The following is a 24,492-nucleotide window of genomic DNA, read 5'->3' as shown; positions in this document are numbered from 1 at the left end:
TTTACAACTCGTAAACTCCGCTTCCTCGCCTGCTTCTGCATTGTATGGCTCTAGCTCGCTAGCTCGTAAATAGGTTCTAAACAAGGATCGTCGATGAACGCCCTGCGCCCCGTCTCGCCCACCTACGTCGAAGAAACCCGCTTCGGTTTCTGGTTCCTGCAGAGCCATGTCTGGCAACACCATGTACTGCGGGTCGCGATCAACGATCTGGTACGCCTGAGCGGCAGCCCGTTGCCGCAAGCGCCCGCGTTGCTCGATGCCGGCTGCGGTCAGGGCCGTTCTTTCGGCCTGCTCAACGCCGCCTTCGCACCGGCGCGGATGATCGGCCTCGACGCCGATCCGCACAGCCTCGAATGCTCGCGCCGCGAGGCGGAGCGCCTGGGCCTGGAGGTCGAACTGATCGCCAGTGACTGCGCGGCCATCGACCTGCCCGACGCCAGCGTCGACCTGCTGTTCTGCCACCAGACCCTGCATCACCTGGTGGAGCAGGAGAAAGCCCTCGCCGAGTTCTGGCGCGTGCTGAAACCGGGTGGCCGGTTGCTGCTGGCCGAATCGACCAAGTACTACATCGACACCTGGGTGATCCGCTGGCTGTTCCGTCACCCGATGCACGTTCAACGTAGCGCCGAGCAGTACCTGCAAATGCTCAGCGCGCAGGGTTTCCAGTTCGAAGAGAGCAGTGTTTCCTACCCCTATCTGTGGTGGAGTCGCTCCAAGGATTTCGGCCTGCTGGAGCGCTGGGGGCTGATGCGGCCCAAGCCGGTCGGCCAACGCGACGAAACGCTGCTCAACGTAGTGGCGCGCAAACCGTGATGCCACGCATACTCCTGCTCGTCGCCAGCCTGCTGCTGGGCGCCTGCGCCGCACATACCCCCGTGCCGCAGACGCCACCGGCACTGGTCGCGCCCTTGCCGCTCAGCCTGCAGATCCAGCGTGAGCAGGCACAGGTGCGACAGGACTGGCTGCTGGTGATCCAGCGTGAAGGCTCGGCCCTGCGCTGGTCATTGATGGACCCACTGGGCATCCCACAGGCGCGTCAGCTGCTGGATGCCGGACAATGGCGCAACGACGGCCTGTTGCCACCCAATACCGAAGCGCGAGAACTGTTCGCTGCGCTGCTGTTTGCCCTGACCCGAAGCGACGCGCTGCAGGCCTACCCGGCCGGCAGCTGGCAACAGGTGAGTGACGACCAACGCCGCCTTGTTCCGGACTGGACCGTCGACTACCACGGCCCACTGAATTTCACCCTTGGCAAGACCGGCCTGAACTACCGGATACATGCACTGAACCTGGAAGAAAGCGATTGATGTCCCGTGCCCCTACCCCCGGCTACCTCAATGCACTCGGCGTGATCTGCGCCCTGGGCGAAGGCAAGCAGGCCGTCGCCGATGCGCTGTTCGCCGGTGACACCTCGGGCATGCGTGCCGAAGACGGCTGGGTCAGTGAACGCTGCCTGACGGTCGGTGCCGTGCATGCCGATCTGCCAGCCATACCAGCCGGTTTCGAGCGCTCGCACAGTCGCAACAACCAACTGCTGCTTGCAGCCGCGCTGCAGATCGAGCCCGAACTGCGCGCGGCCATCGCCCGCCATGGTGCTCACCGCGTCGGCCTGGTGCTGGGTACGAGCACCTCGGGCATTCGCGAAGCGGGCGAGCATATCGGGCGCCAGCTCGACGATGGCGAGCTGCCAGCCGAGTACGACTACATCCAGCAGGAGATGGCCGCGCCAGCGAACTTCCTGGCGGACTGGCTGAAACTGACTGGCCCGGTGTACTGCCAGTCCACCGCCTGCACCTCCAGCGCCCGCGCCCTGCTCAGCGCCCATCGCCTGCTGCGCATGGGCCTGTGCGACGCGGTGATCTGCGGCGGCGTGGACAGCCTGTGCCGCCTGACCCTAAATGGGTTCTCATCGCTGGAGGCGGTTTCCGCCGAGCCCTGCAATCCGTTCTCGGTAAATCGCAACGGCATCAATATCGGCGAAGCGGCGGCCCTGTTCCTGATGACGCGCGAGCCTTCGCCCATCGCCTTCTTCGGCGGCGGCGCCACGTCCGATGCCCACCATATTTCCGCCCCGCATCCAGAAGGGGTCGGCGCCCGAGCCGCCATGGAGAAGGCCCTGGCCAGCGCCGGCCTGACGCCGGATCGGATCGACTACTTAAACCTGCACGGCACTGCCACCCGCCACAACGACGCGATGGAGAGCAAAGCGGTACACGCCCTGTTCCCCAATGGCCTGCCCTGCTCGTCGAGCAAGTCCATGACCGGCCACACCCTGGGCGCCGCAGGTGCACTGGAGGCGGCCTTCTGTTGGCTGACGCTGAGCGAGTACAACCGTGACGGACTGCTGCCACCGCACCTCTGGGACGGACAGCGAGATCCCGAACTGGCACCGATCGAACTCGCCCAAGCCGGTGCCCAGCTTCCGCGCAAACAGGGCCGCCATCTGATGAGCAACTCCTTCGCCTTTGGCGGCAATAATGTCGCCCTGATTCTGGGGGATGCGCCATGAAACTCTGGCCCGTCGCCGAACTGGTGCCCCATGCCGGCAACATGGTGCTGCTCGACGAAGTGCTGAGCTGCGATACGGAAGCGATCGAGGTGCGCCTCGTCGTACGTCCGGATGGCCTGCTCAGCGATGCCGACGGCAATCTGCCTGCCTGGACCGGCATCGAGCTGATGGCCCAGGCCATCGCCGCCTTCGCCGGCATCCAGGCCAAGCGTGCCGGCTTGCCGGTGGAACTGGGCTTCCTGCTTGGCACACGCAAGTACAACTGCAACGTCGAGCACTTTCCAGCCGGCAGCGAACTGCACATCCGCGCCCTATGCTCGTTGCAGGACGACAACGGCATGGGCGTGTTCGAATGCCACCTGCAAGGCCCCGACATACAGGCCGAAGCGCGCCTCAACGTGTTCCGCCCGCCGCAACCGGCGGTTTATTTACAAGAGCCACAAGAACCGCAAGAACAATCCCATGACTGAAACTACTTCCGCCGCCACCGTACTGGTCACCGGCTCCAGCCGTGGCATCGGCCGCGCCATCGCCCTGCGCCTGGCGCGTTCGGGCCATGACATCGTCCTGCACTGCCGCTCGCGCCGCGATGAGGCTGAAGCCGTGCAGGCGCAGATCGCCGAACTCGGGCGCCAGGCGCGCATCCTGCAATTCGACGTATCCGACCGCGCCGCCTGCCGTTCGGCACTGGAGGCCGACGTCGAAGCCCATGGCGCCTACTACGGCGTGGTGTGCAACGCCGGCCTGACCCGCGACGGCGCCTTCCCGGCGCTCTCCGAGGAAGACTGGGATCAGGTGCTGCGCACCAACCTGGACGGTTTCTACAACGTGCTGCACCCATTGACCATGCCGATGATCCGCCGCCGTGAGCCAGGCCGCATCGTCTGCATCACCTCGGTATCCGGGTTGGTCGGCAATCGCGGCCAAGTCAATTACAGCGCCTCCAAGGCCGGCGTGATCGGCGCCGCCAAGGCCCTGGCGATCGAATTGGCCAAGCGCAAGATCACCGTCAACTGTGTGGCCCCAGGGCTGATCGATACCGAGATTCTCGACGAACTGGTGCCCGTAGAGGAGATTCTCAAGATGATTCCGGCGGCGCGCATGGGCACCCCGGAAGAAGTGGCGGGTGCGGTGAACTTCCTGATGTCCAGCGAAGCGGCGTACATTACCCGCCAGGTTCTCGCAGTGAATGGCGGTCTGTGCTGATGAAACGTGTAGTCGTCACCGGTATGGCCGGTATCACCTCGCTGGGCAGCGACTGGCCAACCATCTCGGCCGCGTTCAAAGCCGGCAAAAGTGGTATCCGACGCATGGACGAATGGGATCGCTTCACCGAGCTGAACACCCGCCTGGGCGGGCCGGTGGACGATTTCGTCCAGCCCAAGTACTGGAATCGCAAGCAGACGCGCAGCATGGGCCGGGTGTCCAAGCTGGCGGTGTATGCCGCTGAACGCGCGCTGGAACACGCCGGTTTGCTCGGCGATCCGTGCATCGCCGATGGGCGCATGGGCGTGGCCTGCGGCTCGTCAACCGGCAGCACCGAGGAGGTCAAGGCCTTCGGCAACATGCTGCTGAACTCTGTGGCCGACGGCCTCAACGCCAACTCCTACATCCGCATGATGCCGCACACCACGGCGGCCAATATCAGCATCTTCTTCGGCCTCAAGGGCCGCCTGATCCCGACGTCCAGCGCCTGCACCAGCGGCAGTCAGGGTATTGGCTATGCCTACGAGGCGATCAAGTTCGGCCGTCTGAAAATGATGCTCGCCGGCGGCGCCGAAGAACTGTGCCCCACCGAGGCCATGGTCTTCGATGCACTCTACGCCACCAGTCTGAAGAACGACGCACCGCACACCAGCCCGCGCCCCTACGACAGCGGCCGTGACGGCCTGGTGATCGGTGAAGGCGCCGGCATCCTGGTGCTCGAAGAGCTGGAGCACGCCCTCGCCCGTGGCGCCACCATCCATGCCGAGATCGTCGGCTTCGGCTGCAACTCCGACGGCCAGCACGCCACCAAGCCGGTGCAGGAAACCATGCGCGGCGCCATGCAGCTGGCTCTGGATGACGCCGGCCTGGAACCTTCCGCCATCGGTTACGTCAACGGCCATGGCACTGCCACCGAACAGGGCGACGTCGCCGAAACCCTGGCCACCAGCAGCCTGTTCGGCGCGCAGATGCCGATCAGCTCGCAGAAGAGCTACCTCGGCCACACCCTGGGCGCCTGCGGCGCGCTGGAATCCTGGTTCAGCATCGAGATGATGAACTCGGACAGTTACGTCTACACCCTGAATCTGGACGAGATCGACCCGGCCTGCGGTGAGCTGGATTATCTGCGCGGCGAGTTCCGCCAGATGAGCCACGAGTACGTGATGAACAACAACTTCGCCTTCGGTGGCGTGAATACCTCGCTGATCTTCAAGCGCTGGCATTGATTTTCAACAGACAAGGAACACGGATGATGTCTCGTTTCACTCGATTTGCTCTGATCGCAACCCTGCTGCTGGGCGTTGCAGCCTGTACGTCGAAACCGGTGATGAACATCGAGAACCGCACACCCACTTCGACGGTCAGGAGTGAGGATGATATGCGCCGCGCTATTCTCGCCGCGCTGCAAAGCCGCCAGTGGACCGTCGAGCGTGCCGACCGAGGCAACATCATGGCGCTCATCCAGCGCCGCAATCACCAGGCCGAGATCACCATTCCCTATAGCGCGTCGAGCTATTCGATCCGCTATCGCGACAGCCAGAACCTCGGTTACAAGAACGGCAAGATCCACCGCAACTACAACAAGTGGATTCATAATCTGGATCGCAACATCCAGCAGGAACTGAACAGGGCGTCCTTCTGACAGGGTGCCTGGTTGGTAATGAGCTGTAGGTGATTGCTACAGGCCTACGCGCAGCAGACGTTGAACGAGCTTTTCCATACAGTGATATTCAAGGAGATAACCATGAAAGCAAAAATCTGGACCACTGCCGCACTTCTCTCCGTTGCCCTGCTGCCCGGCCTTAGCCAGGCGCGCGACACCGCTCACTTCCTGGACTTCCAGTCGGTGGTCAACGAAGCGACCCAGGCCGGTCGTCTCGACGGTTCGGTGAAGTTCTTCCTGAACAAGACTCCGGCTGGCGCACAGATCATCAACGCCAACGTCACCACCAGCCAGAAGACCAACGCCTTCAACAAGACCGATGAAGCGGCTTGCAGCTGGGCACTGCAATCGGCCCTGATCAAACTGCAGAACTCGGCCAAGGCCGCAGGCGCCAACGCCGTGGTCGACCTGGCCAGCAACTACAAGAACAAGGAATACCGCGACGACAGCAAATACGAATGCCACGCTGGTGCCATCATGGCCGGCGTCGCACTGAAGGCCAAGTACGCCAAGGTGAAGTGACAAGACCTGCCCCCCAAAAGGCCACCGTAAAGGTGGCCTTTTCACGCAAGGAAGCCCTCTACATGTCGAAACTGCGCATTGCCCTGCCACTGCTCGTGGCGGCAACACTACTCGGTGGCTGCACCGCTACCCGGGTCACGCCACTAAAAACGGCGGCCGATCAAATGTGCATCCAAGAGAACCCAAAAGTTCAGGTCAGCGACTTCGTGCCCGTGTTGCAGGAAGGCTTTGCCCGACATGGTATCCAGACGCAAATCCACTCGAAGATTCCCAGGGCCGATTGCCCTTACGTGGTGACTTACACAGCTCGCCGTTCCTGGGACATGGCGCCGTATCTGTCCACCGCCGAAATCACCATTCTCGGCCCCCGTCGCCAGACACTGGCCACAGCCAGCTACCACCTGCGCGGAAAGGGCGGTTTGTCGTTGATGAAATGGCAAGGCACCAAGAGCAAGATCGATCCGGTCATCGACGAGTTGCTGGCCAGCGCGCAGTTGAGCAGCACGGCCCAACCTGCCGCACAGGCCCACTCGACAGCCGAGCCACGCAAGAGCCTGGATGAACGCGTGCGTGATCTGCAGCAGCAGAATCTCGGCTATGAGGAATATCAACGCGCCTATCGGCAGCTTCTGCTGGAGCACCAGAGCGCGCAATAGGGCTTCTGAACGAGGCGCTCAGAGCACGAGTGGCAGGAACATCCAGCTACGGCCCATATACTGGCGATAGGCATCGCCGAAATAGGCCATACATTCGCGCTCTTCGCAGCGCGCCGAACACCACAGCAGCACGCAGGACAGCACCGCCAGCAGCACGATCAGCACATCGATGCGTTTGAAGGCGATACCCCAGGCCAGCAGCAGCAACGAGCAGTACATCGGATGACGGATGTAGCGGAAGATACCGCCCGTCACCAACTGCGACGTGCGTTCGAAGGCAAATAGCTCATCATCCTGGCGCTGTGCTCCGGCGTTGCCGAAGCGGCGCATCTGGTAGATCCCGGCGAACAGCACCAGCAGCGAAAGGCTGAGCAGAACCCAGGCTATGCGCTGGTTCCATTCGCCCCGGTCGCCAAACCAGGATTCAGCGTTGAGCACCAGCATCACCGCCATCGCCTCCCAAGCCAGGAAACGGTAGAACCCGTGGCTACGCGGATTGCCCAGCGTACGCCAGGAAATTCCCACCAGCACCGCACTGATCGTCCCAAAAGCCAGCCACTGCCAGATCGTCACGCCATCCTCCCTCTGTCCTCGCCTCTGTTACACTGCGTCGCCCAAATTTCCTGACCGCCCGCCATGGATCGCACCCAACTGCACAGACTGCTGCCGCACCAGGGCGATGCTCTCTGGCTGGATGCATTGGTCGATCACGACAACCTCACTATCCGCGGTCTCAGCGCCTGGCATCACCTCGACAAGCTTGGCGAAAATGCCTCGCCTTGCCTGCTGTTCGAAGCCGCCGCCCAGCTTTGCGCCGCACATGGTGCCCTATACGGCGAAGCGGATGCCATTGAAATGGCCTTGGTCGGCAAACTTTCCCAGCTCAATCTGCACCCGGTCACACGCAGTGCAGAACCGCTGCTGGTCAGTGCCCAACAGGAGGCGCTGAGCCCGGCCGGCGGGCTCTACGCCTTCACCATCCATGCCGGCAGCCAACCACTGCTGGACGGCAAACTGCTGCTGGTGCTTGTCCGTGCTTGAGTTACGTGACGTCAGCTTCCGCTACCCGGGCGCAGACACCCTCGCCCTGCACGGCATCGATCTGCAACTGAAGGAAGGCCAGTGCCTGGGCCTGCTCGGCAGTAACGGCGCGGGCAAGACCACGCTACTGGCCCTGCTCAGCGATACGCTGGCCCTGCAGCAGGGTGAAATCCGCTGGCACGGCCCGCGCAGCCTGGGCCTGGTGCCCCAGCAATTGGCCTTCTACGCCGAACTCACGGTGGCCGAGAACCTCGCGCTGTTCGCCGACCTCTACCGTCTGCACGGTGCTCAGCGCCGCCAGCGGCTGGAGTTGAGCATCGCCAGCAGCGCTCTCGAAGACAAACTGCAACGCCGCGCCGCACGCCTGTCCGGTGGCGAGCAGCGCCGCCTGAACTTCGCCATCGGCCTGCTCCAGCCCGCACGCCTGTACCTGTTCGATGAAGCCACCGTCGGCGTCGATGCCGCCAGCCGGCAAATGCTGCTCGATGCCGTCGAGCGGCTCGCCGCCGAGGGGCATGGGGTGATCTACACCAGCCACTATCTGGACGAGGTCGAGCGTGTGGCTGGGCGCATCCTGCTGCTGCATGAAGGCAAGGTGCGCCTCGATGTGGACAAGCAGCAACTGCTCGATGGCGGTCACGGCCTGCTGCTGGAATGGCCGGAACAGGTTCCCACTGGCTTTCTGCAACTGCTCGACCAGCTGCAACTGAGCGCCGAGGCGCTGCCAGATGGTCTGCGCATCGGCAATCTGGACAGCCAGCAACTGCTGGCGATCACCCAGTTCCTCGCCACGCAGCCTACTCCACCGAGCCTGCTGCGCTTTGGCCGGCCGTCGCTGGAACAGCTCTACCTGAGCCTCAATGGAGGCCGACTGTGAGCCCGTTGCTAGCGCTGGTACGCAAGGAATGCCTGCTGCTGCTGCGCGACCCGCATGCACTGGCCGTGCTGTTCATCATGCCGATCCTGTTTCTCGTGCTGATGGCAGCCGCACTGTCCAACTACCTGCGTGACCAGCCGCCGCCCTTGAGCCTGGTGCTGGAGATCGAGCAAGGTAGCGAAGCCAGCGCTTTCTTCCAGCATGCGCTGCAGGAACAGTTGCCGGGCAGCCACCTGCTCGCCAGCAGCGAAGAACCCTTGCCCCGCATCAGCCTGGCCAGGAACTTTTCCGAGACCTTGCTGGAAACGCCTCACATCGGCCCCACGCTGAGCTTTCCTCCGCGTACCGATGGCCAGACGCGCCAACGCCTGCGCGCAGCGCTGAACATCGCCCTGGCGCAGACCCGCCTGCTGGCCTACCAGGAAGACAGCGACGCGCTGGACGCGGGGATGAGCACCGAACAACGCTGGCAACTGATCAGCCAGCGCACCCAGAGCGAGATCAGCGAACGGCAGATGCTGGCCAGCGGCGAACTGAGCGGCAAGGCCAACGCCAGCCAACTGAGCGTGCCGGCCTGGCTGATCTTCGGCATGTTCTTCGTCGCCCTGCCGATGGCCGGCGGCTTCCAGCGTGAACAGCAGAGCGGCGCCCTGCTACGCTTTCGTGCGCTGGGCCTGAGCCCCACCACTCTGGTGCTGAGCAAGCTGCTGCCTTATCTGGCGATCAATCTGCTGCAGTTCGCCCTATTGCTGGCCATCGGCGTATACCTGCTACCGCTGCTCGGCTTGAGCGGCCTGAGCCTACCGGGCTCGCCACTGACCTACGCGCTGCTGGCACTGAGCCTGAGTCTGGCCGCCTGCAGCCTGGGCCTGCTGCTGGCCGCCCTGGCGCGTAGCGGCGAACAGGCATTGCTGCTCGGCGGCGGTCTCAATATCATCCTCGCCGCCATCGGCGGCATCATGGTGCCCAAGAGCGTGATGCCCGAGGCCATGAGCCAACTGGCGGAAATCTCGCCGATGAGTTGGGCGCTGGACGCCTTCCTGACCCTGCTGGTGGGTCAGGGAACGCTTGCCGACATCGCCCCTGACTGTGCCCGCCTTCTGCTGTTCGCCCTGGTGCTGGGCGGCGGCGGGCTTTACCTGTTCCGCAGACGAGTGCAGCAAACGCAATGGACGACACATTACTAGAACAAGAACTCAAGCAATTGCTGATCCGTGAATGCGACAAGGAAGACGACATCGACTGGCAGAGCATCGCCGATGACGAGCCGTTGTTCGGTCAGCAAAGTCGTATCGCCATGGACAGCCTCGATGCTCTGCAGGTCTCCCTGGCGCTGCAACAGCACTATGGCGTGCGCATCGAAGGAGCCAAGGATGGGCGACGTATTCTCAACAGCATCGCCAGCATCGCGGCCTTCATCAGGCAGAAAAAGTGACGCCCATCTATCTCCAACGCGGCGCCCTTCACAGCGCCCTTGGCAACGACCTGCGCACCGCCAGCGTGGCTCTGCAAGCCGGCCAACTGCCTGTGCCGAGCTCGTTCCGACTGCATGAACTGCAGCAACCGCGCCCCTACATGGCCGTAAGCCGCAGCAGTGAAAGCCGCCAGCAGCGCTGCGACCGACTGCTCAGTGAGACCCTGGGCGAACAGCCAGGTGCGCTGGATGACTGCCTGTTGATCATCGCCAGCACCAGCCTGGATATCGACGACCTCGAACAACTGATCGCCGCAGAAGGCGGCTTTCGCCCAGAACATTCGACCCCGCTCGACCTGCTGGCCGAAGACCTGCGCCAACGCTGGGGTTTCGCTGACGCGTTCACTCTCAACACCGCCTGCACCAGCGCTGCCAACGGCCTGCTGTATGGTGCACGGATGCTCGCCGCCGGCCTCTACGAACGTGTGCTGGTACTGGCCTTCGAGACGCCCAGTGCCATCGCCCAGCAAGGTTTCGGCGCCCTCGACTTGACCAGCCCGAGCGGCGCCTACCGGCCCTTTCACCCGGAGCGCGACGGCCTGATTCTCGGTGAGGCGTATGCCGCCACGCTGCTAGCTCGGGAGCCCGGCGAGGCGCCACTGGCCAAGCTGCTCGGCGGCTTCAGCGCCTGCGACACCAGCAACCTGACCACCACCCGCGAAGACGGCAGCCATATCGACTGGGTGATGCGCGAGGCCCTGCGCAGTGCCGGCGTCGAGGCCGGACAGATCGGCTTGGTAAAGCTGCATGGCACCGCCACCGGTGCCAACGACCGCGCCGAGAGCAATGGCGTGCGCCTGCTGTTCGGCGACACCCTGCCGCCACTGTGCGTGCTCAAACCCTGGCTCGGTCATACCCTGGGCGCCTGTGGCCTCAGCGAAACCCAGCTGCTGGTGGAAAATCTCGCCAACCTGCCGGGTGTGGACTATGCCGCCGAAGCCGTGCTGCCGCTCAGCGCCGAGCCGACCCGCGTGGCAGCTGACAGCCTGCTGCTGGCCAACTTCTTCGGCTTCGGTGGCAACAATGCCAGCCTGGTACTGCAACGCTGCGCGGAGAGTCAGGTATGAAGCCAGTCATCGCTGCCTGCAGCGTGCGCGGGGATGCGAGCTGCTCCGACAAGGAGCTCAAGGCCGCCCTGGGCCAATGGCTGGCCGCGCCGCCACGCCGTATCGACCGCATGATCTTGCAAGCCCTGCTGTGCAGCGCGCCACTCAAGGCGCATGTGCGTAGCGATTGCGGCCTCTATCTGGCCTCGCGCCACCCGGCCCGCGCCACCATGGGCGCGCTGCTCGACGCCGTTTGCGTGCATCGGCGCCAGCCCAAGCCCTTCGAATTCGTCAACAGCGTCAGCAATGCAGCTGGCTTCCACGTCGCCGCCCAATTGGGACTGGAAGGGCCGAACCTGTTTATCGGGGCCGGGGCCAATGTGTGGAAACAGCTGCAGATGCTGGCAGCCCTGGATTTGGCCGATGGCGCGATCAGCCAGGCGTTGCTGGTGGTAATCGACGAGGACGGCGATTTTCAGGCGCAGACGGTGTTGATCGAGGCGCCAACGAAGGCACTGGATTTTGCCGAGCTGACGGCAGGCATCGAAGTGCTGCATCTGCAGCTTTAACCTGGTTTGTTGAAGGCGCTGGTGGGCTTCAGCCCACCGCACCAACCTCACCCCTTGCGCTTGGCCCAGGCGCCCAGCTCTTTCATCAGCACCCGCTCCCGCCCGGCGATACCGCGGAGCATCTCGGCAATCGGCCGGAAGTCCGGCGTCTCACCCTTGCTGCGGCTGGCACGCACGCAGGCCGAGGCGAACTGGCGCCAGTCATCGCCCACCGCCGTCAGACGCGACGATGCCTCCTGCAGGCTGGCATCGCCGATCTTCTCGCCGGCCTCCTGCAGGAAGCTGGCATACATGAAACGAAAACCTGCACCGCCGGTGCCGATCTCTTCCTGCATGCGCACGATATGGGTGAGGTACAGGCGGTTGTACTTAGCCTGCGCCGGATCCAGCGACTCGACGCATTTGGCCAGGTGCTGGATGCCACGAATACCAATCCACGGCAGTGGCATGCCGTCGAGGATGCGTGAGGTGGACAGCACGCTCTGGCGGATCAGGCGCTCCCAGTCCTGGTCCGGCGACACGTCGTCGAGGTAGTACATCAGGCCCTTGGCCGCCAGCGCGCCCTTGGCAAAGCGCGCCTTCTGCAGGTCGGCACTGGCGCAACGCACGGGCGCCTCGAACACCGGGTCGCTGAGCAGGTACTCGTCACCGTCGCGGCCGTAGGCCAGCACGTTGTGCGCATTGAAGTGAAAGCGCATCTCCGGCGGGAAGTAAGGCAGCCAGAACACCGAGCTTTGCAGGCCAGCCAGCCGGCCGCTGTCGAGCACCCGGTCGAGTTCGACACGACCCTGCTCGGGATTGGAGAAGGTCCGGCTGGTCAGGCGCACGCTGAGGCGTTTGCTCAGGGTCTTGATCAGGTGGCGCGGCGGCATGCGATAGGCAATCAGCGGCATGCCGCCGATCTTGACGATGGGCAGGTAGGCGAAGGCCAGACCCGATGCCAGACCGAAGGCCATCGGCTCGCTCATCGGCAGACCGGCATGGGTGAGCAGACTGGCCATGACGCCACTTTCGCAGTGGGCGCTCTGGCGGTGCTGGAACGCGGTCATGGCAACTCTCTCTGGTAGCGACGCAGCTCGTCGACGGTCAGGCCAAAGGCCTCGGCGTAGCGCGCCAGCAGCGAAGTGCTCAGGCGGCGATAGATTTCCGGACGAAAGTGGCGGCGCACCCGCCACTGCCACAGACCGGTGATCTGCGCCAGCGCCGGCTCGTCCATGCGGTAGCGGTACATCAGGCATTTGAGCGGCGACAGCTCGCCACGCTGCCAGAGCGCCAGGGCCTCTGCCTCCTGCGCCTCCAGCTCGGCGACGGCCAGTTGCGTGGCGTAGGATTCAGGATCCCAGCCGACACTCTGCGCGCCCTGGTAATGGCCGCTTTCATCGACCGCGTAAAGCAGCTTGCTGTGCCCGCCATAGGCGGAGCCGGAATCCTGCGGAACTTCGTCAAGCTTCATCGCCAACCACCGTCAGGTGCATGAACGCACTGGAAAAGCGCCCGCTTTCGGGCACGTAGCAGAGCAGCTTCTGTCCGCTGCGCAGGCGCCCGCCATTGAACAGCTCTTCAAGGATGATGAAGATCGACGCCGCGCCGGTATTGCCCTTGCTGGTCAGGTTGGTGAACCAACGCTCCATCGGGATCGGCAAGTCGACATTGGCCAGGCCCACGGCCAGCGGCTCGCGGAAGAACTCCGAGGAGTAGTGCGGCAGGAACCAGTCGATGTCCGCCACGCGCAACTCGCGGCGTGCCATGATCCGGCGCAGCGCCTCTTCCACGGTGTATTTGACGATGTTCTCGTTAAGCAGTTTGACGTTCTGCTTGATCGCCATAACCGACTGCTTCGCGCGGTCGTCGGCGTCGTAACGGCTCCAGCCACGCAGGGTATCGTCTTGCATGTCAGCGCCGGCGTACATGCAGGGCGGCATCTGATCGGCGAAGGAGTAGATATCCAGCCAGTCGATGCGCAGGCTCAGGCCGCCCGGATTCGGGCGATCCTGCAACAGCACGGCGCCAGCACCATCGGAAAGCATCCAGCGCAGAAAATCCTTCTCGAAGGCGATCTCCGGGTGTTTTTCCAGCTCGTCGACGCGGCTTTCGTATTCGGCGTTGAAGTTGCGTGCCTGCATCAGGGTCGAGGCGACCTCCGAACCGCAGGCCACGGCCGTGCGACTCTCGCCACTGGCCACGCTCATCCAGGCGTATTTCAACGCGGTCATCCCGCACAGGCAGATACCAGCGGTGGTCGCCACCTCGCAGGACGGGTTGCCCAGCTCACCATGCACCATCACCGCGTGGCCCGGCATCACCTGATCCGGCGACGAGGTGCTGGCCACCAGACAGTCGAGCTGGTTCAGCTCGAAACCCTCGCCCTGCAGGCCACGAATAGCTTCGGCGCTGAGCTGCGCATTGCTCATGCTCGGCTCGCCCGTGTGCGGGTCGATCACGTAGTGGCGCTGCTGGATGCCATTACGGCGCAACACCAGCTTGCGCGCACGCGACGGCTTGCCACCGACCATGCCCAGGCGTGCTTCCATCTGCTCGTTATCCACGGGCTCGTGCGGCAGGCAGGCACTGATGCGGTTGATGAATACAGGGGTTACCACGGAATTACCTCAGGATCACTGAGAACGTATTGATGATCCGCTGCGCGTCGGTCCTGCTGCGTTAAAAACAGCCTCGGAATGCTCATTTACAGCTCGTAAACTCCGCTTCCTCGGCTGTTTTTGCCTTGCATGGCTCTAGCTCGCGTAATCATCAACACATTCTCACTCGCCGGATGGGCCGGCAAAGTAGGCCTTCTCTCTCTGGATACGCGCTTTGAACAGCGGTGCCAGCATTTTTTTCAAAACAGCGGTGACCGGTACCACGGTCAGGATCAGGCAAATCAGAAACACGATATACAGCACCAGCCCGGCGCCGCGCCGCCGACTCTGCTGCGGGCCGAGCGCCGAGAGCAGTCGGCTCCACAGGGTGAAACTACGGTTGCCGACCTTTTCGCTGGCGATCAGTTTTTCATCCACCTTCACCGCGCCCAAGCCAGCGAGCATCGGTGCTTCGATGGGCTGCTGATCAGCGAGCAGCCGGCGCGCCATCGCGTCGCCGAAACGGCTGGCCGCCGCCAATTCCCGCTCGTCGATGCCCGCGCGCGGGACCCAGCTATAGGGCTTCTGCCGGCCGGTGAACATCCACAGCGGCGTGGCCAGGAAGCTCGCCGCCGTACCGCAGGCATCGGTCAGCACGACGTTGTCCACCAGCTTCGCGCCCAGCGCCTGCAGGCGCGCCTTGACCTTCTCCTGCGCCATCAGCCACATGTTGCGGCAACCGATCAGCGTGACCACCGGCGTGTCCTTCAGCAGACGGGCGGCCTCGGGCGAGGCGAGAAAGCTGGTGCAGGGCAACGAGGGCGAGAGGAACCAGACCTGATAGGCCAGAATCACCAGGTCGTAGCGCTTGTCGGCGTCCACAGCCAGCGGCAGCAACGGCTGCGGCTTCATCAGCACGGTTTCCGGGAAGATGCGAAAGAAACCGAGAAAGGGCCAGGGAAAGGGGAAAGGCTGGGCAGGTTGCAGCGCCAGGAAATCCACTTCGATGCCGTCGCACTCGCGCAACGGCGCACAGACCGATTGCGCCAAGCGGTCTAATTGGCCAGTCTGAGAAAAGTGGACGACTAAAACATGACGCATTCGCGGCGCATTCCCTGCAAAATGTGCAAATTATGCCACAGAGAATTCTTCAAACCGTAACCCGCCTGTGCCAACTTTGCCTATTGGTTCCGCTACTCGTTTGCCAATCGCTCCAGGCAGGCGATCTGCTGATCGAGGTGGAAGGCGTACAGGATCAGGCAAACCTGTACCTGGCGCTGGTGCCAGCAGACCAGCAGGACTGGCAGCCAAGCCTGCGCGAACTGCACAGCGCAGAAACACCGCTGCGCCTGAGCGACCTTCCCCCCGGCCGCTATGCCGTGCAGGTGTTCCAGGACAACAACGGTAACGGCAAGCTGGATTTTAGCCCTCGTGGCATTCCGCTGGAGCCGGTCGGTTTTTCCGGCAATCCGTCGCTATTCGGCGGCAAACCCACACCCGGCGACAGCCTGTTCGAGCATGGCACGACGGAAAGCGTGATCAGCGTGCGCCTGATTCATCCGCGCAAGAAAAAGGAACGCGTGGCGCCGGCAGCACCTCGCAACGGTGATCGATAGCGGCCAGGCAGACTGACCAGGCCGCCCGGCTGCCGCTTACTGGTGATACTGCGCCGACAGCTCGTGCACGGCTTCGAAGAACGCGCCCGCGTGAGCCGGGTCGACTTCCGGAGTGATGCCGTGGCCAAGGTTGAACACATGGCCGCTACCGGCACCATAGGCGGCCAGGATGCGCGCCACCTCGGCACGAATCGCCGCCGGCTTGGCGTAGAGCACCGCCGGGTCCATGTTGCCCTGCAGGGCAACCTTGGCACCGACACGGGCGCGAGCGCTGCCGATGTCGCATGTCCAGTCCAGACCCAGTGCTTCGGCGCCGGTGTCGGCCAGGGATTCAAGCCACAGGCCACCGCCCTTGGTGAACAGGATCACCGGCACACGACGCCCGTCGTGCTCGCGGATCAGGCTATCGACGATTTTCTTCATGTAGGCCAGGGAGAACTCCTGATAGGCCGCTGCCGACAGCGCGCCGCCCCAGGAATCGAAGATCTGCACCGCCTGCGCACCGGCCAGGATCTGCCCGTTGAGATAAGTCGTGACCGACTGCGCCAGCTTATCGAGAAGCGCATGCAGGGCTTGCGGGTTGTCGTAGAGCATGGCCTTGGTCTTGCGGAAGTCCTTCGACGAGCCGCCTTCGACCATGTAAGTGGCCAGCGTCCACGGGCTGCCGGAGAAGCCGATCAGCGGCACGCGGCCATTGAGCTCACGACGGATGGTGCGCACGGCGTCCATCACGTAGCCCAGATCCTTCTCCGGGTCCGGCACGGGCAGCGCCTCGATATCGGCCAGGCTGCTGACTACCTTCTTGAAACGCGGGCCTTCGCCCGTCTCGAAGTACAGGCCCTGGCCCATGGCATCGGGAATGGTCAGGATGTCGGAGAACAGAATCGCCGCGTCCAACTGCGGGTAGCGATCCAGCGGCTGGATGGTGACCTCGCAAGCCAGCTCCGGGTTCTTCATCAGACTCACGAAATCGCCGGCCTTGGCTCGGGTCGCGCGGTACTCCGGCAGATAGCGACCGGCCTGGCGCATCATCCAGACAGGTGTGACGTCTACAGGTTGCTTGAGCAGGGCGCGGAGGAAGCGGTCGTTCTTCAGAGCGGTCATGGCGGTTCCGAGCAGAAAACAGTGAACAAAAATTGTGCGTATTGTCGCAGAGCAGACAACAAAAGGCACGGCGTAGGACGCCGTGCCGCAGGTTCAGGGGATACAGATGTGGCTAGGCGACCTTACGCCGGCGCCCTTCGGCGTCGGCCGTGCGCATGGCCGCCAGTACACTGCGGGCGTCCACCGGGAACGGCTCGTTGTGGATACTCTCGCCCGGCGCACAGGCCAGCTCCGCGGCGCGCAGCAACGCTTCGTCGCTGACATCCTGCAGGCCGATATCGGCCAGGGTCACCGGCAGACCGATGGCGATGCAGAAGTCGTATACCTCGTCGATCAACGCCGGCTCGCTGTCGCGCAGCATCAGCATGCTCAGCACACCGAAGGCGACCTTCTCGCCATGCCAGTAGTGATGGGTTTCAGGCAGCGCGGTGAAGCCGTTGTGAATGGCATGCGCCGCAGCCAGGCCGCCGCTTTCGAAGCCCAGCCCGGAGAGCAGCGTGTTGGCCTCGATGACATGCTCCAGCGCCGGCGTCACCACCTGTTGGCGGCAAGCCTGCAGCGCCAGCGGCCCGTACTGCAGCAGGGTGTCGTAGCAGAACCGCGCCAGCGCATGGGCGGTACGCGGGCCAGGTCGCCCGGTCATGTTGGCGGCGCCGCGAATGCGGCAGTCCTCGGCCTCGAACCAGGTGGCCAGGGCATCGCCCATCCCGGAAACGAGAAAGCGCGCCGGCGCCTGGGCGATCACCTGACTGTCGACCAGCACCAGATCCGGGTTGCGCGGCAGCACCAGGTAGCGTTTGAACTCACCGGACGCGGTATAGATCACCGACAGCGCACTGCACGGCGCATCGCTGGAAGCCAGAGTAGGCACAATCGCCACCGGTATGCCCAGCTCGTAAGCCAGCGCTTTGGCAGTATCCAAGGCCTTGCCGCCACCCATTCCCAGCACAACCTGTGGCTTGCTTTCGCACGCCATGGTCAGCAGCCGGGCGATCTCTTCATCGCAGCATTCTCCGGCAAAGCGCACGCGCTGGCAGTCGATCCGCCCTGCGCAGGCACTGGCCACAACAGCGCCCAGATGGTCGTCGGCGAAGGGATCGAGCAAGGCCAGCGCCGTGCTGCCGAAACGCGCCAGCTCGCTGCCCAACTGTTCGAGCGCATTGCGCCCCTGCACATAGCGGGATGGGAAAATGGCGGTGGTAAGCATGGCAATCTCCTCGATAAAAGCACTGGAGACAGCCTACCGCCGATAACCCTGCGGCCCATTGCCCCAGGTCAGCAAAGGGGCAGATACGACGAGGCCGGCATCAAGCCGGCCTCGTACGCTAACTGACGAAATCAGACGTTCAGGTAATCCAGGATGCCTTCGGCGGCGTTGCGGCCTTCGAAGATCGCCGTCACCACCAGATCGGAACCGCGCACCATGTCGCCACCGGCGAAAATCTTCGGGTTGCTGGTCTGGTGCTTGAACTGCGACTGCTCGGGCGCAACGACGCGGCCCTGGCTGTCAGTCTGGATCTCGAACTGTTCGAACCAGGGCGCCGGGCTCGGACGGAAGCCGAAGGCGATCAGCACGGCTTCCGCCGGGATGACTTCCTCAGAACCGGGGATCGGCTCGGGGCTGCGGCGGCCACGGGCATCCGGCTCGCCGAGACGGGTCTCGACCACCTTGATGCCTTCCACCTTGCCGTCGCCAACGATGGCGATGGGCTGGCGGTTGAAGAGGAACTTCACGCCCTCTTCCTTGGCGTTCTTCACCTCCTTGCGCGAGCCCGGCATGTTCTCTTCGTCACGACGGTAGGCGCAGGTCACGGCCTTGGCGCCCTGACGGATCGAGGTGCGGTTGCAGTCCATCGCGGTGTCACCACCGCCCAGCACCACGACGCGCTTGCCCTTCATGTCGATGAAGTCTTCCGGCGCCTTCTCGAAACCGAGGTTGCGGTTGACGTTGGCGATGAGGAAGTCCAGCGCGTCATAGACGCCCGGCAGGTCTTCACCCGGGAAGCCGCCCTTCATGTAGGTGTAGGTGCCCATGCCCATAAATACGGCATCGTACTCATCCAGCAGTTGCTGCATGGTCACGTCCTTGCCGATCTCGGTGTTCAGGCGGAACTCGATGCCCATGCCGGTGAAGACTTCACGGCGGCGGCTGAGCACGGTCTTTTCCAGCTTGAACTCGGGAATGCCGAAGGTCAGCAGGCCACCGATTTCCGGGTTCTTGTCGAACACCACCGGGGTCACGCCATTGCGCACCAGCACGTCAGCGCAGCCCAGGCCAGCCGGGCCTGCGCCGATCACGGCGACGCGCTTGCCGGTCGGTTTGACCTTGGACATGTCCGGGCGCCAGCCCATGGCGAAGGCGGTGTCGGTGATGTACTTCTCCACCGAACCGATGGTCACCGCGCCGAAACCGTCATTGAGGGTGCAGGCACCTTCGCAGAGGCGATCCTGCGGGCACACGCGGCCGCAGACTTCCGGCAGGGTGTTGGTCTGGTGCGAGAGCTCGGCGGCGGCCAGGATGTTGCCTTCCGAGACCAGCTTCAGCCAGTTGGGAATGAAGTTGTGCACCGGGCACTTCCACTCGCAATACGGGTTGCCGCAGCCCAGGCAGCGATGCGCCTGGTCTGCAGCTTGCGCCGGCTTGAAGTTGTCGTAAATCTCGACGAATTCCTTCTTGCGCTGACGCAGCAGTTTCTTCTTCGGGTCTTTGCGCCCGACTTCGATGAACTGGAAGTCGTTATTCAGACGTTCAGTCATTGCATTACCTCATCAAACCACTTCAGGCGCATTCTTATTGCGGGTTGGCACGGGTGCTGGACAGCAGCGACTTCAGACTGGCCGCTTTCGGTTTCACCAGCCAGAACTTGCGCAGGTAATCGTCCAGGTTTTCCAGCAGGTTCTGGCCCCACTCGCTACCGGTTTCCTCGACATACTCGGCCAGCACGCTTTCCAGGTGGCTGCGGTAAGCCTCCATCGCTTCATTGTTGATGCGTTGGATTTCCACAAGCTCGTGGTTGACGCGGTCGTAAAAGCCGTTGTCCAGGTCGAGCACGTAGGCGAAGCCGCCGGTCATGCCCGAGCCGAAGTTGTAGCCGGTCTTGCCCAGTACGCAGACGAAACCGCCGGTCATGTACTCGCAGCAGTGGTCGCCAGTACCTTCCACCACGGCGTGGGCACCGGAGTTACGCACGGCGAAACGCTCACCTGCGGTGCCGGTGGCGAACAGCTTGCCGCCAGTGGCACCGTACAGACAGGTGTTGCCGATGATGGCGCTGTCCTCTGTGGCGAACGGGCTGCCGGCAGGCGGGGTGATAACGATCTTGCCCGCAGTCATGCCCTTGCCCACGTAGTCGTTGGCGTCGCCTTCCAGGCGCAGGTGCAGACCACCAGCGTTCCACACGCCAAAGCTCTGCCCGGCAGTGCCCTTGAAGCGGAAGGTGATCGGCGCGTCATTCATACCCTGGTTACCATGCACGCGGGCGATCTCACCGGAAATACGCGCACCGATGGAGCGGTCGCAGTTACCGATGTTCAGCTCGAACTCACCACCGGTTTTGTTGGCGATTGCGTCCTTGGCCATTTCCACCATCTTCTCGGCCAGCAGGCCTTCGTCGAACGGCGGGTTCTTCGGCACCTGGCAGAACTGCGGTTTGTCAGCCGGGATATGCGCGCTGGCCAGCAGCGGCGACAGATCCAGGTTGCCCTGCTTGGCAGTTTCGCCCGGCAGCACTTCGAGCAGGTCGGTACGCCCGATCAGCTCTTCCAGGCTGCGCACGCCCAGCTTGGCCAGCCACTCGCGGGTTTCCTCGGCGACGTAGGTGAAGAAGTTCATCACCATCTCGACGGTGCCGATGAAGTGATCCTTGCGCAGCTTGTCGTTCTGCGTGGCCACGCCGGTGGCGCAGTTGTTCAGGTGGCAGATGCGCAGGTATTTGCAGCCCAGGGCCACCATCGGCGCAGTACCGAAGCCGAAGCTCTCGGCACCGAGGATGGCTGCCTTGATCACATCGAGGCCGGTCTTCAGACCACCGTCGGTCTGTACCCGCACCTTGCCGCGCAGGTCGTTGCCGCGCAGGGTCTGATGGGTCTCGGCCAGGCCCAGCTCCCAAGGCGCACCGGCATAGCGGATGGAGGTCAGCGGCGATGCGCCGGTACCGCCGTCGTAGCCGGAAATGGTGATCAGGTCGGCATAGGCCTTGGCCACACCGGCAGCGATGGTGCCGACACCGGCTTCCGCCACCAGCTTGACCGACACCAGCGCCTTCGGGTTGACCTGCTTGAGGTCATAGATCAGCTGCGCCAGGTCTTCGATCGAATAGATGTCGTGGTGCGGCGGTGGCGAGATCAGGGTCACGCCCGGCACCGCATAACGCAGACGCGCGATCAGGCCGTTGACCTTGCCACCCGGCAGCTGGCCGCCCTCACCGGGCTTGGCGCCCTGGGCCACCTTGATCTGCAGCACTTCGGCGTTGACCAGGTATTCCGGGGTCACGCCAAAGCGGCCGGTGGCCACCTGCTTGATCTTCGAGCTCTTGATGGTGCCGTAGCGGGCCGGGTCTTCGCCGCCCTCACCGGAGTTGGAGCGACCACCCAGGCGGTTCATCGCCTCGGCCAGCGCCTCGTGCGCCTCCGGCGACAGCGCGCCGAGGGAGATGCCGGCGGCGTCGAAGCGCTTGAAGATCGACTGCAGCGGCTCGACTTCGTCGAGGCTGATCGGCGCAGTGGATTCCTTGACCTTGAGCAGATCGCGGATCATCGACACCGGACGGGTGTCGACCAGCTTCGAGTATTCCTTGTACTTCTCGTAGTTGCCTTGCTGCACCGCGTCCTGCAGCGTGCGCACCACGTCCGGGTTGTAGGCGTGGTATTCGCCACCGTAGACGAACTTGAGCAGGCCGCCCTGCTGGATCGACTTACGGTTGTTCCAGGCCTCCTGGGACAGCAGCTTCTGCTCGCTTTCGATATCGACGAAACGCGCGCCCTGGATGCGGCTGGCCACACCCCGGAAGCACAGTTCGGTGACTTCGTCGGCCAGGCCGACCGCCTCGAACAGTTGCGCACCGCGATAGGACGCGACCGTGGAGATACCCATCTTCGACAGGATCTTCAGCAGGCCCTTGGAGATGCCCTTGCGGTAGTACTTGAAGACTTCGTACAGATCGCCCAGCACTTCGCCGGTGCGGATCAGGTCGCCCAGCACTTCATAAGCCAGGAACGGGTAGACCGCCGAGGCCCCGAAGCCCAGCAGCACGGCGTAGTGGTGCGGATCACGCGCGGTGGCGGTTTCCACCAGGATGTTGCAGTCGCAGCGCAGACCTTTCTCGGTCAGGCGGTGATGCACGGCACCAGTGACCAGCGCAGCATGCGCCGGCAGCTTGCCAGGAGCGATGTGACGGTCGGTCAGCACCAGCAGCACCTTGCCGGCACGCACGGCTTCCTCGGCCTGGTCAGCCATGTTGCGCACGGCAGCTTCCAGACCCAGCGACTCGTCGTAGTTCATGTCGACGACATGACGGTCGAAGCCTGGGCGATCCAGGTTCATCAGCGCGCGCCACTTGGCCGGCGAGATCACTGGGCTGCTGAGGATTACGCGGGTAGCGTGCTCCGGCGACTCGCTGAAGATGTTGCGCTCGGCGCCCAGGCAGATCTCCAGGGACATGACGATCGCTTCGCGCAGCGGGTCGATCGGCGGGTTGGTGACCTGCGCGAACTGCTGGCGGAAGTAATCGTAGGGCGAACGTACGCGCTGGCTGAGCACCGCCATCGGCGTGTCATCCCCCATGGAGCCGACGGCTTCCTGGCCCTGCTCACCGAGCGGGCGCAGCACCTGGTCACGCTCCTCGAAGGTGACCTGGAACATCTTCATGTACTGCTTGAGCTGATCCGGGTCGTAGAAGGCAGAACCATGGTCGCGGTCTTCCAGCGTCGCCTTGATGCGCTGAGCATGCTTGCGCAGCCACAGTTTGTAGGGGTGGCGCGACTTCAGGCGGCTGTCGATGGACTCGGTGTCCAGCACCTGGCCGGTCTCGGTGTCGACGGCGAGGATCTGCCCCGGGCCGACACGGCCTTTGGCGATGACGTCCTCGGGCTGGTAATCCCACACGCCGATTTCCGACGCCAGGGTGATGTAGCCGTTCTTGGTAGTGACCCAACGTGCCGGGCGCAGACCGTTACGGTCGAGCAGGCACACGGCATGGCGACCATCGGTCAGTACCACGCCGGCCGGGCCATCCCAGGGCTCCATGTGCATGGAGTTGTATTCGTAGAACGCGCGCAGGTCGGCGTCCATGGTCTCGACGTTCTGCCAGGCCGGCGGAATGATCATGCGCAGGCCACGGAACAGATCGATACCACCGGTGACCATCAGTTCGAGCATGTTATCCATGCTCGAGGAGTCGGAACCGACGCGGTTGACCAGCGGGCCCAGTTCGTCGAGATCGGGAATCTGCTCGTTGGCGAACTTGGTGCGACGAGCCTGCGCCCAGTTGCGGTTGCCTGTGATGGTGTTGATCTCGCCGTTGTGCGCGAGATAACGGAAAGGCTGTGCCAGCGGCCACTTCGGGAGCGTGTTGGTGGAGAAACGCTGGTGGAAGACCGCGATGGCGGTCTGCAGACGCTCGTCACCCAGGTCCGGGTAGAACTGCTGCAGGTCCGCCGGCATCATCAGACCTTTATAGATGATGGTCTTGTGCGAGAAGCTGCAGATGTAGTGATCGCTGTCGTCGGCATTGGCCACCGACGAGCGACGACGGGCGCTGAACAGCTTGATGGCGAATTCCTGGTCGGATAGACCTTCGCCGCCGATGAACACCTGCTCGATCTGCGGCAGGCGCTCCAGTGCCAGCTGGCCGAGAACGCTGGTATCGATCGGCACCTTGCGCCAGCCCACCAGTTGCAGGCCGGCCGCGAGGATTTCGCGGTTCATGTTCTCGCGCGCGGCTTCGGCCTTGGCCGAATCCTGATTGAAGAACACCATGCCCACGGCATATTGCCCGGGCAGTTCGACGCCGAATTGCTCCTGGGCGATCGCACGCAGGAATTGATCAGGCTTCTGGATCAACAGGCCACAGCCATCACCGGTCTTGCCGTCGGCGTTGATACCGCCGCGGTGGGTCATGCAGGTGAGGGCCTCAATAGCGGTCTTGAGCAGGTGATGACTAGGCTCACCTTGCATATGGGCGATCAAGCCGAAGCCGCAGTTATCCTTGAACTCATCAGGACGGAACAAACCTGCTTTCATAGGGGGAACTCTCACCAGGTTGCCTTTGTGTCAGGCAATTTACTTTCTAATTCAATCACTTGGCCCCTGAGCAGCGGACACGGGCCAGCCTTTCGCGGGCAAAAGGGGGAGGGCATTGTACATAGCCACCCTGAGCCTCACAATTTTTATGTCGCTTTTTTGAAAGCCAATGCCGCCAAGGCGAAGGATAAGATTGCAACCAAGTGTTATTGGTGCACCATTTTCGAGCATTACGTATTTTAAGGTGCACTTGGCGCACCAAAACAGGTCGTGCCATCGCATCCCTATGCACAGGAATGTCGCCTGAATATAAGGAACCGAATCATTGCGAATGCCATGCCGAATCGCCCGACATGACACTCGACAAAGCGCTAAACCTCAAGACAGTCG

Annotated in this window: 25 protein-coding genes; 16 read left to right on the top strand and 9 right to left on the bottom strand. The window is 63.2% G+C overall.

Features of this window, described 5'->3' with window-relative positions; translation table 11 throughout:
* Nucleotides 1-93: 93 nt before the first annotated feature.
* The 9 genes from AAEQ75_RS11260 (at nt 94) to AAEQ75_RS11220 (ending at nt 6,556) form a co-directional block, all read left to right on the top strand.
* On the top strand, nt 94-813 hold the full coding sequence (locus tag AAEQ75_RS11260) for a class I SAM-dependent methyltransferase (protein WP_343348744.1): 720 nt from the start codon (nt 94-96) through the stop codon (nt 811-813).
* Nucleotides 813-1,307, top strand: a complete 495-nt coding sequence (locus AAEQ75_RS11255) for a hypothetical protein (RefSeq protein ID WP_343348742.1) — start codon at nt 813-815, stop codon at nt 1,305-1,307. The genes AAEQ75_RS11260 and AAEQ75_RS11255 overlap by 1 nt, the downstream gene beginning before the upstream one ends.
* On the top strand, nt 1,307-2,509 hold the full coding sequence (locus AAEQ75_RS11250) for a beta-ketoacyl-[acyl-carrier-protein] synthase family protein (protein ID WP_343348740.1): 1,203 nt from the start codon (nt 1,307-1,309) through the stop codon (nt 2,507-2,509). The genes AAEQ75_RS11255 and AAEQ75_RS11250 overlap by 1 nt, the downstream gene beginning before the upstream one ends.
* Nucleotides 2,506-2,979: a hotdog family protein gene (locus AAEQ75_RS11245; protein WP_256834313.1), complete on the top strand. Its 474-nt coding sequence runs from the start codon at nt 2,506-2,508 to the stop codon at nt 2,977-2,979. The genes AAEQ75_RS11250 and AAEQ75_RS11245 overlap by 4 nt, the downstream gene beginning before the upstream one ends.
* Nucleotides 2,972-3,715, top strand: a complete 744-nt coding sequence (fabG, locus tag AAEQ75_RS11240) for a 3-oxoacyl-ACP reductase FabG (protein WP_343348737.1) — start codon at nt 2,972-2,974, stop codon at nt 3,713-3,715. The genes AAEQ75_RS11245 and fabG overlap by 8 nt, the downstream gene beginning before the upstream one ends.
* Entirely contained in the window at nt 3,715-4,941 is a 1,227-nt protein-coding gene (locus AAEQ75_RS11235) for a beta-ketoacyl-ACP synthase (RefSeq protein WP_343348735.1), read from the top strand. The genes fabG and AAEQ75_RS11235 overlap by 1 nt, the downstream gene beginning before the upstream one ends.
* Nucleotides 4,942-4,964: 23 nt before the next feature.
* A complete protein-coding gene (locus AAEQ75_RS11230) occupies nt 4,965-5,357 on the top strand; it encodes a hypothetical protein (RefSeq protein ID WP_143504496.1) in 393 nt (130 codons plus the stop codon).
* Nucleotides 5,358-5,459: 102 nt separating this feature from the next.
* Nucleotides 5,460-5,900, top strand: coding sequence for an excinuclease (locus AAEQ75_RS11225; RefSeq protein ID WP_125833655.1), 441 nt, complete (start codon nt 5,460-5,462; stop codon nt 5,898-5,900).
* 62 nt (nt 5,901-5,962) lie between these two features.
* The gene (locus AAEQ75_RS11220) at nt 5,963-6,556 is read left to right on the top strand and encodes an Sbal_3080 family lipoprotein (RefSeq protein ID WP_343348732.1); all 594 of its coding nucleotides are present in this window, start codon (nt 5,963-5,965) and stop codon (nt 6,554-6,556) included.
* Between the two features lie 18 nt (nt 6,557-6,574).
* Here the strand turns inward: AAEQ75_RS11220 and AAEQ75_RS11215 are convergent, their stop codons facing one another.
* Nucleotides 6,575-7,129 (bottom strand): methyltransferase family protein, encoded by a 555-nt coding sequence (locus AAEQ75_RS11215; protein WP_343348730.1) that lies wholly within the window; start codon nt 7,127-7,129, stop codon nt 6,575-6,577.
* A 63-nt stretch (nt 7,130-7,192) separates the two neighbouring features.
* On the opposite strand from AAEQ75_RS11215, the gene AAEQ75_RS11210 reads away from it, so the two are divergent.
* Genes AAEQ75_RS11210 through AAEQ75_RS11185 form a run of 6 tightly spaced genes read left to right on the top strand, consistent with a single transcriptional unit; the run spans nt 7,193 to nt 11,563 of the window.
* Nucleotides 7,193-7,597, top strand: coding sequence for a beta-hydroxyacyl-ACP dehydratase (locus AAEQ75_RS11210; protein WP_143504498.1), 405 nt, complete (start codon nt 7,193-7,195; stop codon nt 7,595-7,597).
* Nucleotides 7,590-8,474: an ABC transporter ATP-binding protein gene (locus AAEQ75_RS11205; protein ID WP_343348727.1), complete on the top strand. Its 885-nt coding sequence runs from the start codon at nt 7,590-7,592 to the stop codon at nt 8,472-8,474. The genes AAEQ75_RS11210 and AAEQ75_RS11205 overlap by 8 nt, the downstream gene beginning before the upstream one ends.
* Nucleotides 8,471-9,661, top strand: coding sequence for an ABC transporter permease (locus tag AAEQ75_RS11200; protein WP_343348725.1), 1,191 nt, complete (start codon nt 8,471-8,473; stop codon nt 9,659-9,661). Before AAEQ75_RS11205 ends, AAEQ75_RS11200 begins: the two co-directional genes overlap by 4 nt.
* A complete protein-coding gene (locus AAEQ75_RS11195) occupies nt 9,643-9,909 on the top strand; it encodes an acyl carrier protein (RefSeq protein ID WP_074676408.1) in 267 nt (88 codons plus the stop codon). The genes AAEQ75_RS11200 and AAEQ75_RS11195 overlap by 19 nt, the downstream gene beginning before the upstream one ends.
* Nucleotides 9,906-11,015, top strand: coding sequence for a beta-ketoacyl synthase N-terminal-like domain-containing protein (locus AAEQ75_RS11190; RefSeq protein WP_343348723.1), 1,110 nt, complete (start codon nt 9,906-9,908; stop codon nt 11,013-11,015). Before AAEQ75_RS11195 ends, AAEQ75_RS11190 begins: the two co-directional genes overlap by 4 nt.
* Nucleotides 11,012-11,563, top strand: coding sequence for a hypothetical protein (locus AAEQ75_RS11185; RefSeq protein WP_343348721.1), 552 nt, complete (start codon nt 11,012-11,014; stop codon nt 11,561-11,563). Before AAEQ75_RS11190 ends, AAEQ75_RS11185 begins: the two co-directional genes overlap by 4 nt.
* 47 nt (nt 11,564-11,610) lie before the next feature.
* On the opposite strand, the gene AAEQ75_RS11180 is transcribed toward AAEQ75_RS11185, so the two are convergent.
* The 4 genes from AAEQ75_RS11180 to AAEQ75_RS11165 all read right to left on the bottom strand — a co-directional run bounded on the left by AAEQ75_RS11180 (nt 11,611) and on the right by AAEQ75_RS11165 (nt 15,243).
* Complete coding sequence (locus AAEQ75_RS11180) at nt 11,611-12,612, bottom strand: BtrH N-terminal domain-containing protein (protein ID WP_343348719.1); 1,002 nt, start codon at nt 12,610-12,612, stop codon at nt 11,611-11,613.
* Nucleotides 12,609-13,016 carry a hypothetical protein gene (locus tag AAEQ75_RS11175; protein WP_343348717.1) on the bottom strand — a complete coding sequence of 136 codons (408 nt, stop codon included), beginning with the start codon at nt 13,014-13,016 and terminating at the stop codon, nt 12,609-12,611. The genes AAEQ75_RS11180 and AAEQ75_RS11175 overlap by 4 nt, the downstream gene beginning before the upstream one ends.
* Nucleotides 13,006-14,163 carry a beta-ketoacyl-ACP synthase III gene (locus AAEQ75_RS11170; RefSeq protein ID WP_343348715.1) on the bottom strand — a complete coding sequence of 386 codons (1,158 nt, stop codon included), beginning with the start codon at nt 14,161-14,163 and terminating at the stop codon, nt 13,006-13,008. Before AAEQ75_RS11170 ends, AAEQ75_RS11175 begins: the two co-directional genes overlap by 11 nt.
* Nucleotides 14,164-14,325: 162 nt before the next feature.
* Nucleotides 14,326-15,243, bottom strand: a complete 918-nt coding sequence (locus AAEQ75_RS11165) for a dialkylrecorsinol condensing enzyme (RefSeq protein ID WP_343348713.1) — start codon at nt 15,241-15,243, stop codon at nt 14,326-14,328.
* Nucleotides 15,244-15,380: 137 nt separating this feature from the next.
* Between AAEQ75_RS11165 and AAEQ75_RS11160 the strand changes: the two genes are divergently transcribed.
* A complete protein-coding gene (locus AAEQ75_RS11160) occupies nt 15,381-15,758 on the top strand; it encodes a DUF2141 domain-containing protein (protein WP_343348711.1) in 378 nt (125 codons plus the stop codon).
* Nucleotides 15,759-15,794: 36 nt separating this feature from the next.
* On the opposite strand, the gene hemE is transcribed toward AAEQ75_RS11160, so the two are convergent.
* From hemE to gltB, 4 genes are all read right to left on the bottom strand, one after another.
* Nucleotides 15,795-16,862: a uroporphyrinogen decarboxylase gene (hemE, locus tag AAEQ75_RS11155; RefSeq protein ID WP_343348710.1), complete on the bottom strand. Its 1,068-nt coding sequence runs from the start codon at nt 16,860-16,862 to the stop codon at nt 15,795-15,797.
* A 112-nt stretch (nt 16,863-16,974) separates the two neighbouring features.
* Nucleotides 16,975-18,069, bottom strand: coding sequence for a glycerol dehydrogenase (locus tag AAEQ75_RS11150; protein ID WP_343348708.1), 1,095 nt, complete (start codon nt 18,067-18,069; stop codon nt 16,975-16,977).
* Nucleotides 18,070-18,200: 131 nt separating this feature from the next.
* On the bottom strand, nt 18,201-19,619 hold the full coding sequence (locus tag AAEQ75_RS11145; RefSeq protein WP_143504509.1) for an FAD-dependent oxidoreductase: 1,419 nt from the start codon (nt 19,617-19,619) through the stop codon (nt 18,201-18,203).
* A 34-nt stretch (nt 19,620-19,653) separates the two neighbouring features.
* Nucleotides 19,654-24,102: a glutamate synthase large subunit gene (gene gltB / locus AAEQ75_RS11140; protein WP_343348705.1), complete on the bottom strand. Its 4,449-nt coding sequence runs from the start codon at nt 24,100-24,102 to the stop codon at nt 19,654-19,656.
* Nucleotides 24,103-24,492: the final 390 nt, after the last annotated feature.

This window comes from Pseudomonas sediminis, assembly GCF_039555755.1.
GTDB lineage: Bacteria > Pseudomonadota > Gammaproteobacteria > Pseudomonadales > Pseudomonadaceae > Aquipseudomonas > Aquipseudomonas mendocina_D.
This window is presented reverse-complemented; position numbering and strand designations above follow the sequence as displayed.